This is a genomic window from Pseudomonas sp. (assembly GCF_037994325.1).
Lineage (GTDB): Bacteria > Pseudomonadota > Gammaproteobacteria > Pseudomonadales > Pseudomonadaceae > Aquipseudomonas.
The window spans coordinates 1-3,274 of the sequence record NZ_JBBNAH010000163.1 but is presented as its reverse complement, the minus strand read 5'-3'; the positions used below and the strand labels follow the sequence as shown (position 1 = coordinate 3,274).

4 protein-coding genes and 2 tRNA genes are annotated in these 3,274 nt (G+C 57.8%); 3 read left to right on the top strand and 3 right to left on the bottom strand.

From position 1 onward, the window contains the following. Positions 1–76: 76 nt before the first annotated feature. The 3 genes from sugE to rdgC form a co-directional block, all read right to left on the bottom strand. On the bottom strand, positions 77–391 hold the full coding sequence (gene sugE, locus AAAB16_RS05520) for a quaternary ammonium compound efflux SMR transporter SugE (RefSeq protein ID WP_340662433.1): 315 nt from the start codon (positions 389–391) through the stop codon (positions 77–79). Positions 392–522: 131 nt separating this feature from the next. Beyond that, positions 523–1,491, bottom strand: a complete 969-nt coding sequence (locus AAAB16_RS05515) for a bile acid:sodium symporter family protein (RefSeq protein ID WP_340662432.1) — start codon at positions 1,489–1,491, stop codon at positions 523–525. 25 nt (positions 1,492–1,516) lie between these two features. Continuing rightward, positions 1,517–2,437, bottom strand: coding sequence for a recombination-associated protein RdgC (gene rdgC, locus AAAB16_RS05510; protein ID WP_110616266.1), 921 nt, complete (start codon positions 2,435–2,437; stop codon positions 1,517–1,519). Positions 2,438–2,597: 160 nt separating this feature from the next. Between rdgC and AAAB16_RS05505 the strand changes: the two genes are divergently transcribed. From AAAB16_RS05505 to AAAB16_RS05495, 3 genes are all read left to right on the top strand, one after another. Next, a tRNA-Val gene (locus AAAB16_RS05505) sits at positions 2,598–2,673 on the top strand. Positions 2,674–2,688: 15 nt separating this feature from the next. Next, positions 2,689–2,765: transfer RNA gene (locus tag AAAB16_RS05500), tRNA-Asp, on the top strand. A gap of 317 nt (positions 2,766–3,082) precedes the next feature. Next, positions 3,083–3,274, top strand: a 192-nt coding sequence (locus AAAB16_RS05495) for an FKBP-type peptidyl-prolyl cis-trans isomerase N-terminal domain-containing protein (protein WP_340662431.1), incomplete at its 3' end; no start/stop codon positions are given.

The following is a 3,274-nucleotide window of genomic DNA, read 5'->3' as shown; positions in this document are numbered from 1 at the left end:
TGGGTCCCCGCCTGCGCGGGGACGACGAGTCAAGCTGACGAACACCAATCGCAACGCATGCACAAGGGTGTGCGCGTCAGTGGCTGAGCTTTAGGCCAATCAAACCGCACACAATCAACGCTACGCTACCCAACCGAATAAGCGTCACGGCCTCACCAAACAAGATGATCCCGGCGATGACGGTGCCTACCGCGCCAACCCCCGTCCATATCGCATAGGCAGTACCCAACGGCAGCTCTTTCATGGCCAGGCCAAGCAGGCCCAGGCTGATGAGCATGGCGCCAACGGTAAGAGCGGTAGGGAGGGGGCGGCTAAAGCCGTCGGTGTATTTCAGGCCGATGGCCCAGCACACTTCGAACAGGCCAGCGACAAACAGAATGATCCACGACATAGGACTACTTCCACTGCAAGTGGGGTCGTCCCCGATCTAAGGCAGACCTGAGGTCGTCCTCAGGTTGTGCAGTATTTTGCACAAAGATCGCCCAGGAGCAAGCCTGGGCAGCCATTTAATTGATCAAGTGGTCAGGGTTGAGTCGGCTTTTCTTCGCCAATGATTGTGCTGCCGTCTTCTTCCATACGCCGGAAGTAAGTGGCCAGCAGCGCACCGGAGATGTTGTGCCACACACTGAACAGGGCACTAGGTACTGCGGCCAATGGTGAGAAATGCGCACTGGCCAATGCCGCACCTAAACCGGAGTTCTGCATGCCCACTTCCAGGGCCAGGGATTTGCGTTGCGCCAGCGGCAGTTTGAACACCTTGCCAGTGAAATAACCGAGCAAAAAGCCAAAGCTGTTGTGCAGAATTACCACCGCCATAATCAGCAGACCTGACTCGGCGATCTTCGCCTGGCTGGCCGCCACCACGGCGCTGACGATCAACACAATGCTCACCACCGACACCAGCGGCAGTACATCGACAGCCAGTTTGGTCCGCTCACCGAGCAGCCGCTGAGCCACCACGCCGAGCACGATGGGCAACAGCACCACTTGCAGAATCGACCAGAACAGATCGGCAAACGACACCGGCAACCAGGCCGATGCCAGCAGCCAGATCAGCGCTGGCGTCAGTAGCGGAGCGAGCAGGGTAGTGACAGCGGCAATCGCCACCGACAACGCCAGGTCGCCCTTGGCCAGCCAGGTCATTACGTTTGAGGCGGTGCCGCTTGGGCAGCAGCCGACCAGAATCACACCAACGGCAATTTCTGCCGGCAGGTGGAAAACCTGGCACAGCAACCAGGCCACGCCGGGCATGATCACAAAGTGGGCCACTACGCCGAGGGCCACGCGCCACGGATGGCGGGCGACCTCGGCGAAGTCATCGAGCTTGAGGGTCAGGCCCATGCCAAACATCACCACGCCCAGCAGCGGCACAATGGCCACCTTCAGGCCGACAAACCATTCGGGCTGCAGGAAGGCCACTAGTGCAAACAGCAGCACCCAGTAAGCGAAGGTGTTGCCGACAAAACGGCTAAGTGCTGCCAGTGCGCGCATGGTGTTTTCCACAGGTCTGAACGGGTTAGATGCCTTGCGGCATTTCTTCGCCGCCGAGGGCTTCGAACAGCTGCGGCAGGAATTCGGTGAACGTCATCATCATCAAGGTGAAGCTGGCATCCAATTGGCCCAGGGCTTCATCGCCACCGTCTTGTTCAGCCTGGTCGGTGAGCAGGTCTTCAAAACGCAGGCGCTTGATGGTGGTTTTGTCGTCGAGCACAAAGGACAGCTTGTCTTCCCAAGCCAGCGACAGTTGGGTGACGAACTTGCCAGAGGACAGGTGCAGCTGGATTTCTTCGCTGGTCAGGTCCTGACGTTTGCAGCGCACGATGCCGCCATCTTCCTGGGTGTCGCGCAGTTCGCATTCGTCCAGCACATGGAAGCCTGGAGCGGCAGTTTGGGTTTTCACCCAGTCGGTAAGGGTGGCGGTCGGCGCGACCTTCACGGTCAATGGGCGAACCGGCAGCGAGCCAATGGCTTCACGAAGGGTGGAGAGCAGGTCTTCGGCGCGTTTCGGGCTGGCAGAGTTGACCAGAATCAAACCCTGTTTTGGCGCGATGGCGGCGAAGGTCGAAGAGCGGCGAATAAAGGCGCGCGGCAAAAAGGCCTGGATGATTTCATCCTTGATCTGGTCGCGCTCCTTCTTATAGACCTTGCGCATTTGCTCGGCCTCGATCTCGTCGACCTTCTCTTTCACCGCGTCACGTACAACGCTGCCGGGCAGAATGCGATCTTCTTTACGGGCGGCAATCAGCATGAAGTCGCCGCTGACGTGCACATAAGGCGCGTCTTCGCCTTTGCCAAACGGCGCGACGAAACCGTAGGTGGTCAGTTCCTGGCTGGCGCAGGGGCGGGCAGGTTTGGCAGCCAGTGCGGTTTCCAGGGCTTGCGCATCGAAGGGCAGATCTTGGGTGAGGCGATAGACGAGCAGGTTACGGAACCACATGAGGGGGGAACTCCATTTTTCGCAAAGCGCGCATTATTCCCCCCTGGGCGCCATTGTCCAACCCTGCGCTAAGCCTTTGGAACGTCAGTAAAAATTATTTTAAAAAGGGCTTGCCAGGGTGAGGATCGCTACGTATCATGCGCCCCACTTCGAGAGTGAAGGGTGATTAGCTCAGCTGGGAGAGCATCTGCCTTACAAGCAGAGGGTCGGCGGTTCGATCCCGTCATCACCCACCAATCTTGAGGTTACGCGCAGCGGTAGTTCAGTCGGTTAGAATACCGGCCTGTCACGCCGGGGGTCGCGGGTTCGAGTCCCGTCCGCTGCGCCATATTTAGCTCCTCTACAGACTGAAGTAGAGTGAGCGCTTAGAAAGCGACCTTAGGGTCGCTTTTTTCGTTTCTGCACATCTCATTTTTCCCTTCTATATATAGGTCGCGCTGCAGACTGTTTAGCGTGCTTCTGGCTTATGCCTTTCGCGATTTTTGCCTGAGACTTTTCCACGTGCATCTCGGGAAAAATTCCGTTTGCATGCCTGAACTTATGCCACTTTTCTGGTTCGTATCCCCGTAGCCAGTGATCCAGGCAGCCTGCTAAGCTCGCAGCTTCACTCGATTGCCCTCTTTAGCGCACGAACAAGGAAATAGCATGAGACAACATCGTTTAGCGGCGGCGGTGGCCTTGGTGGGCCTGGTGCTCGCAGGTTGCGATTCGCAAACCAGCGTAGAGCTGAAAACCCCCGCGCAAAAAGCCTCTTACGGCATCGGCTTGAACATGGGCAAAAGCCTGGCTCAAGAAGGCATGGACGACCTCGATTCCAAGGCTGTTGCTCAAGGCATC

Coding starts and splice junctions, on each gene's coding strand:
- AAAB16_RS05515 (WP_340662432.1), bottom strand. CDS start 1,491: ATGCGCGCACTGGCAGCACTTAGCCGTTTTGTCGGCAACACCTTCGCT.
- sugE (WP_340662433.1), bottom strand. CDS start 391: ATGTCGTGGATCATTCTGTTTGTCGCTGGCCTGTTCGAAGTGTGCTGG.
- rdgC (WP_110616266.1), bottom strand. CDS start 2,437: ATGTGGTTCCGTAACCTGCTCGTCTATCGCCTCACCCAAGATCTGCCC.